The organism is Streptacidiphilus melanogenes (assembly GCF_000787835.1).
Taxonomy (GTDB): Bacteria; Actinomycetota; Actinomycetes; order Streptomycetales; family Streptomycetaceae; genus Streptacidiphilus; species Streptacidiphilus melanogenes.
The window spans coordinates 36,262-42,261 of the sequence record NZ_BBPP01000012.1 but is presented as its reverse complement, the minus strand read 5'-3'; the positions used below and the strand labels follow the sequence as shown (position 1 = coordinate 42,261).

The window sequence follows — 6,000 nt, the reverse complement described above, 5'->3', positions numbered from 1 at the left end:
GGGCCGGCGCCCCCCGCCACGGCGACCCCGCCGACTCCTGGGACACCGTCTTCCGCGACCTGCGCAACCGCGGGCTCCAGCACGTCTCCATCGTGGCGGGCAACGGATCGGCGCGGCTCCACGCCGCGGCCCAGCGGGTCTGGCCCCACACCTCGGTCCACGCGCCGAACCCCTACACCCTTCAGCGCCCCCGCCCCCGCACCGCCGGCCCCCCGGGACCGCAGCTCGGCTAGGACCAGTCCTGTGGACCGGGCCGACTGCGACGCCTGCGGCTCCGCCGCCCGGGGCACCAGGGTCCGTGGATCGCAAGGCGGAGCTTGGGTACCCCGGCCGACGGCTCGGGGTGGGTGCACCTCCCGGCCCGCGGCTCGGGGTGGCGCCCTGAAGCCGCGGGCCCGGCCTGAACGACAAGACGGGCCTGGGGCCGCGGCCGCTCCGCGCCTGCGCCCCGTCAGGCGACGAGCAGGCGCAGGCCGAGCTCGGCCGCGTCCAGGTGGGCGAGGTCGCGGTTGCGCTCGGCCCAGCGGCCCGAGGCGAGGTCGTCACGGAGCATGCCGACGGCCCGCCGCTCCGCCTGCGGCCCGACCGTGGTCCACACCGACACCGCGCGCCGGACGTGTTCCTCCAGGTACGCCTCGGGACGACGCCAGTAGGCCTCGAAGAACCCGTCCGCGCAGTCCCACGGGACGGGCACCGGCTCCACGCGGCCCCCGATCGCCTGGGCCAGGTCGGCCAGGGAGGGCCGGCCGGTGAGCAGGTCCGCGAACTCCGGCAGGTAGTCGCGCGTCAGCCAGAACCGGTCGAGCCACCCGGGGGTGCTCGCGTCGTATGCGAAGACCACCACCCGGCGGGCTACGCGCTGCATCTCCCGCAGCCCGGCGGCCGGGTCCGGCCAGTGGTGCAGGGTGCTGACCGCCATCGCGGCGTCGAAGGACCGGTCCGCGAACGGCAGGCGTTCCGCCGTGGCCGCCACGCACCGCGCCGCGCCCGCGGGACGCTGCGCCCGCATCACCTCCGACGGCTCCACCGCCGTGACCTCGCGGTCCGGTGGCTCGTAGGAGCCGGTGCCGGCTCCGACGTTCAGCACCGTCCGCGCGTCTCCGAGCGCCTCCCAGATTCTCGCGGCGATCCGCGGCTCGGTGCGCCGCGTCGCCGGGTACGCCGAGCCGATGGTGTCGTACAACTGCTGTCCGGCCACTTCGAGTTGCACCTCCGGTCGTCCTGGTCCCCGCGCAGCGGGAGCACGCACGACTGTCGGCCGCCGCGGGGTGGCGCGCACGACAGGACCTCGGTCATGAGGCAGGCTACTGCCATGAGATCTCGCACGGGTGGCATGTGGTGGGGAACGACCGTGGAGGCGCCGGACCCCGGTGGGCTGGCGAGGTTCTACGCCGAGCTCCTCGGGTGGCACATCGGACACGAGGAGCCGGGGACGGCCGTCGTCGCCGCCTCCCCGCAGGGCCCGTTCTTCGTGTTCCAGCAGGCGGAGGGCTATCGTGCGCCGGTCTGGCCGCCGGTCGACGGGGATCAGCGCCCGATGATGCACTTCGACTTCCAGGTCGGCGACCTGGACTCGGCCGTCGCGGAAGCCGTCGCCCTCGGAGCCACCGTGGCCCAGCACCAGCCGCAGGAGAACGTCAGGGTGATGTTCGACCCGGCCGGGCATCCCTTCTGCCTCTGCTTCGACCAGGCATGACGGCTCGTCAACCGAGCGGCCGACGGTAGCGGACCTCGACGACCTCGGCGTCGCCGAAGGCCTCGCGCTTGACCGCTCCGTCGGGCTGCCAGTCCTGCCGCTCGTAGAACGCGCGGGAGCGGGCGTTGCCGTCCAGTACCCACAGCGTGGCCTCGGTGAAGCGGGTCTTCATCCCGGCCACGCCCGCGGCGTGCAGGCGGCCGCCGACACCCTGGCTCCACAGCTGCGGCCGCAGGTAGACGGCGATGAGCTCCCCGACGGCGGGGCCTGCGTCGTCGTCCCTGCTGGGGCCGGTGGCGACGAACCCGCCGATCTGCCCCGAAGGGTCCACGGCCACGTGGACCGAGGTCCCGCCTTCCAGCTCCCGGCGCCACCCTGCGGTGCGTCGTTCGACGGACAGGCTGTCCAGCAACGCCTGCGGCAGCAGGCCGCGGTAGGCGGCCTGCCACGAGGCGACGTGCGCCCCCGCGATTCCGGCGGCGTCGGCGGCGGTCGCCACCCTGATGACGTGCTGCGTCGGTGTGCCGGGGGCGTTTTCCACTGCTGGTGCTCCTTGGGACGGGGCTGCGGCCGCGGGTGCGAGGGGCTCGACCGATGGTCGAGCCTGTGTCAGCATCCTGGCCCAGGGCGGCGACCGGCGCGAAGCGGTTTCCGGGGCGTCGACCCGTCAGGGCTCGAGGTCGGCCACCGGACGTCCGGCCTGCATGTCGACCGGCAGCGAGGCCTGGTCGTGCACGACCAGCCACGCACCGTCGATGCGACGGAAGCAGAACGTTCCGCGCACCCACATGCCCTCGGTCCGGTCACCGGTGGCCAGGGTGCCGCTGAGCCGGCCGAAGGCGTGGGCGAAGGCGATGTCGCCGCCCACTTCGACGGCCAGGTCCCGCAGTTCGTAGCTGACGTCATCGAAGACCGTGAAGGCCCTGGCCCAGTTCTTCAGTTTGGCGTCCACGCCGACGTGCTGGAGCGGCGGCTCCACGTCGAAGGAGACGACGTCGGGTGCGTAGATCCGGCGCAGGGCGTCGAGGTCCTTGGCCCGAATGCCCTGGATGATCCCGGCGATCCGGGTCCGAATCTCGGTCTCGGCGGTCGCGGCGTCGGTTGCCGTCGCGCCGGACGCGGCGGGCCGGGTCGCCGTCGAGCGCAAGGGGGCCAGCGCCTCGCTCCACCGCACGACGCCGTCCAGCATCATGTCGAGCGTCCTGGCGTGCGACTCCCGGGGCCTGAAGACCGTGCGGTCCTCGAAGTCGTCGGCCAGCGTCAGCGAGGCCTGCACCGCCACGTCGGCCAGTTGCAGCACCCCGCACAGCTGCCGCAGCTGTTCGACCGAGCGCACCCCGCCGTCGACGCCGTAGGACACGAACCCGGCGGCCTTGTCGTTCCATTCCACGTACAGGTGGTCGACGGCGTTCTTCAGCGAGCCGGGCATCGCGTGGTTGTACTCCGGGGTCACGATCACGTAGCCGTCGCACGGGGCGATGGCGGCCGCCCACGCCGACGTCCGCTCGTCCTCGTAGGCGCCACGGGTCAGCAGGGCCGGCTTCTCCGTCTCCAGGTGCGGGAGCGGGTGGTCGCGCAGGTCGATCAGCTCGAACTCGGCGTCGGTGCGGTGCGCGGCCGCTTCCGCCACCCACCGGGCGACCTGCTCGCCCCGGCGGCCGTCACGGACGCTGGCGAGAATGATTCCGACCCTGGGCATCGTCCACCTCTTCTGTCGCGCTGTCTCTGTCGTGCTGGGCCCGGAGGGTGATCTGACCCCTCCGCCTGGTACGACGACGCACCCCGCCGCAATGTCAGGCGGGGCGTCCGCCTGACATCCGCGGCCCTTGTATCGTCGAACAGGTATGACCGACCCGACTGACCCGACCGGCCCCGCCGACGCGACCGACCCCGTTCTCGACGCGGTCGTCCGCGAGCGCCGCCACCTGCTGAACCTCGCCTACCGCCTGCTCGGCTCGCTCGCCGAGGCGGAGGACGCGGTACAGGAGACGTACGCCCGCTGGTACGCGATGTCGCGGGAGCAGCAGGAGGCGATCGAGTCGCCGGGCGCGTGGCTGACGCGGGTGGCGAGCCGCGTCTGTCTGGACGTGCTCGGTTCGGCGCGGGCCCGGCGGGAGCGCTACGTCGGGGAGTGGATCCCTGAGCCGGTGCCGGGCGGGACGGAGTGGCTGGCGGGTGTGGCCGCGCCGAGGGCGGCAGGCCCCGGCGCCGGAGGCGACGCGGCCGATCCGGCCGAGCGGGTGACCTTGGACGAGTCGGTGAGCATGGCGTTCCTGGTGGTCCTGGAGGAGATGACGCCGGCTCAGCGGGTCGCGCTGATCCTGCACGATGTCTTCGCGTACTCCTTCACCGAGGTCGCCGCCGTCACCGGCCGTACTCCGGCCGCCTGCCGCGAACTCGCCTCCGCCGCCCGCCGCCGACTGCGGCAGGCCCGACCGGCCTCGGCCGAGGCGGGCTTCTACCCCGCCGCCCAGGCCGCCCTGGTCCGGGACTTCAAGCAGGCCTGGCAGGCCCACGATGTGAAAGCCCTGGTCGCCCTCCTCGACCCGGCCGCCGTCTTCACCGCCGACGGCGGCGGTCTGGCGCCCGCCGCGCTCCACCCCATCCACGGCGCCGCCGAGATCGCCCGCTTCGTCGTCGAGGTGTCGCAGCACCAGCGCCGTACGGCGACCCTGGTCGAACGGCTGGTGAACGGCCGTCCGGGACTGCTGGTGCGGATCGGCGGGGAGACGGCGGCGGTCTACGCGTTCGACGTCGCGGAGGATCGGATCACGAGGATCTGGGCGGTGCGCAATCCGCTGAAGTTGCGTGCCTGGGCGCAGGGGTGAGCCGCAACTGAGTACCCCGACTCATGACCGGAGCCGCCGCACACGGCACACTGCCCCTGGGAACCGAGTCGGCTCCGGCATTTCTGCTCATAGAGTGATTGAAGTGCCGATGCGGGGGTAGACGCGGCCTCGTTCTGTGCCAACCCTCATGGAGGAACCGCCTCGTGCCCGTCGTGACATGACCCCTGCTCCCCTTTCCTCCAGCGCGCCGCCCGCGCAGGCGCGCACCCCGATCCCTCACTCGAAGACGTCAGGAATGTGCATGGACCTGCAATCCCGCGTGGCGGTCTCGCTTGCGAGCACGATGCTCACCACCTCGACCGTGGAGTGCACCCTCCTCTACACCACCGACGACCCCTACGCCGTGCACATGCGCTTTCCCCCGGTGGACTCCTTCACCAAGCCTGTCGTCTGGTCGTTCTCCCGCGAGCTCCTCAACGTCGGCCTGAACGAGCCCACCGGCCTCGGGGACGTCCGCCTCGAACCGTCCGACAGCGGCCGGATCGGCATCAGCCTGCGCGGCTCGACCGGCCACGCCACGCTGTCGCTGCGCGCCACGCAACTGCGGCGCTTCCTGGAGGACACGGAGCTGCTGGTCCCGAGCGGCACCGAGGCCGAGTTCATCGACTGGGACCACCTCGCGCAGCAGTTGACCAGCCCCACCTCATGACCGTGCGACCTGAGCGTCGCCAGATCGCCCTGACCGCCCCGACTCGCGCCGTCCCTCACCCGTCCTCGCCCGGTTGCTCCGCCGAGTCGCGGCGGCGCCGCGCTCGGCGCCGTCGCACCAGCGAGCGGACGACCAGGGCGGCGACGATCAGGGCCGCCGCGCCGAGCAGCCACAGCTGGTAGCGCAGCGCCTGGCGGTAGAGCGGGCCGATGTCCGTGCCCGCGGTGTAGCCGAGCGCGGTCCACGCGCCGGTCCAGAGCGCGGCGCCGGCGGCGTTCGCCGGGGTGAACTGGCGGCGGGGCAGGTGGTTCACGCCCGCCAGCACGCCGTTGGTCTGCCGGAGCACGTCGATGAAGCGGGCCACCAGCACGATCCACACGCCGCGGCGGCGGTAGTAGTCCTCGGCGCGGGCGTAGCGGGCCTCGGTCAGGCGGACGTAGCGGCCGAAGCGGTGCACCAGGGCCGAGCCCTGCCAACGGCCCAGCTCGTACGCGGCCTCCGCGGCGATCACCGCCGCGACCCAGGCGACGCAGGCGACCGCCACGACGTTCATCCGCCCGGTCCCGGCGTAGACCGCCGCGACGATCAACATGGTCTGCCCCGGCACGGGCACCAGGATGTTGTCCAGGGCCACCAGGAGCGCGAGCGCCCAGTAGCCGCCGCGGTCCAGCAACGGCTCCAGGTGGGCCAGCGCCCCGGGCAGCCCCGCGCCGCCGCTCACGACGCCGCCTCCGCACGCCGCCGCGCGTCACGTCGGCCCGCGCCTAGCGGCCCCTCGCCCGGCCGTGTGCGAGTCCCGGTCTCCA

General features: G+C 73.3%; 7 protein-coding genes and 1 pseudogene. 4 read left to right on the top strand and 4 right to left on the bottom strand.

The window, feature by feature from the left end:
• Positions 1–233, top strand: a 233-nt coding sequence (locus TR49_RS15790) for a transposase (protein WP_042382169.1), incomplete at its 5' end; no start/stop codon positions are given.
• Positions 234–451: 218 nt separating this feature from the next.
• On the opposite strand, the pseudogene TR49_RS15785 reads toward TR49_RS15790, so the two are convergent.
• A pseudogene (locus tag TR49_RS15785) lies at positions 452–1,216 on the bottom strand (class I SAM-dependent methyltransferase); the annotation flags it as partial.
• Positions 1,217–1,312: 96 nt separating this feature from the next.
• Here TR49_RS15785 and TR49_RS15780 point away from each other — a divergent pair.
• Positions 1,313–1,696: a VOC family protein gene (locus tag TR49_RS15780; RefSeq protein WP_236653379.1), complete on the top strand. Its 384-nt coding sequence runs from the start codon at positions 1,313–1,315 to the stop codon at positions 1,694–1,696.
• Between the two features lie 7 nt (positions 1,697–1,703).
• On the opposite strand, the gene TR49_RS15775 is transcribed toward TR49_RS15780, so the two are convergent.
• A complete protein-coding gene (locus TR49_RS15775) occupies positions 1,704–2,237 on the bottom strand; it encodes a GNAT family N-acetyltransferase (protein ID WP_042382165.1) in 534 nt (177 codons plus the stop codon).
• 126 nt (positions 2,238–2,363) lie between these two features.
• Positions 2,364–3,395, bottom strand: a complete 1,032-nt coding sequence (locus TR49_RS15770) for an NAD(P)H-dependent oxidoreductase (protein ID WP_042382163.1) — start codon at positions 3,393–3,395, stop codon at positions 2,364–2,366.
• A gap of 145 nt (positions 3,396–3,540) precedes the next feature.
• Between TR49_RS15770 and sigJ the strand changes: the two genes are divergently transcribed.
• Positions 3,541–4,524: an RNA polymerase sigma factor SigJ gene (gene sigJ, locus TR49_RS15765; protein ID WP_042382161.1), complete on the top strand. Its 984-nt coding sequence runs from the start codon at positions 3,541–3,543 to the stop codon at positions 4,522–4,524.
• 262 nt (positions 4,525–4,786) lie between these two features.
• Positions 4,787–5,194 (top strand): SsgA family sporulation/cell division regulator, encoded by a 408-nt coding sequence (locus tag TR49_RS15760; RefSeq protein WP_052434331.1) that lies wholly within the window; start codon positions 4,787–4,789, stop codon positions 5,192–5,194.
• Positions 5,195–5,249: 55 nt separating this feature from the next.
• Here TR49_RS15760 and TR49_RS15755 read toward each other — a convergent pair whose 3' ends face one another.
• The gene (locus tag TR49_RS15755) at positions 5,250–5,915 is read right to left on the bottom strand and encodes a DedA family protein (protein ID WP_236653378.1); all 666 of its coding nucleotides are present in this window, start codon (positions 5,913–5,915) and stop codon (positions 5,250–5,252) included.
• Positions 5,916–6,000 lie beyond the last annotated feature (85 nt).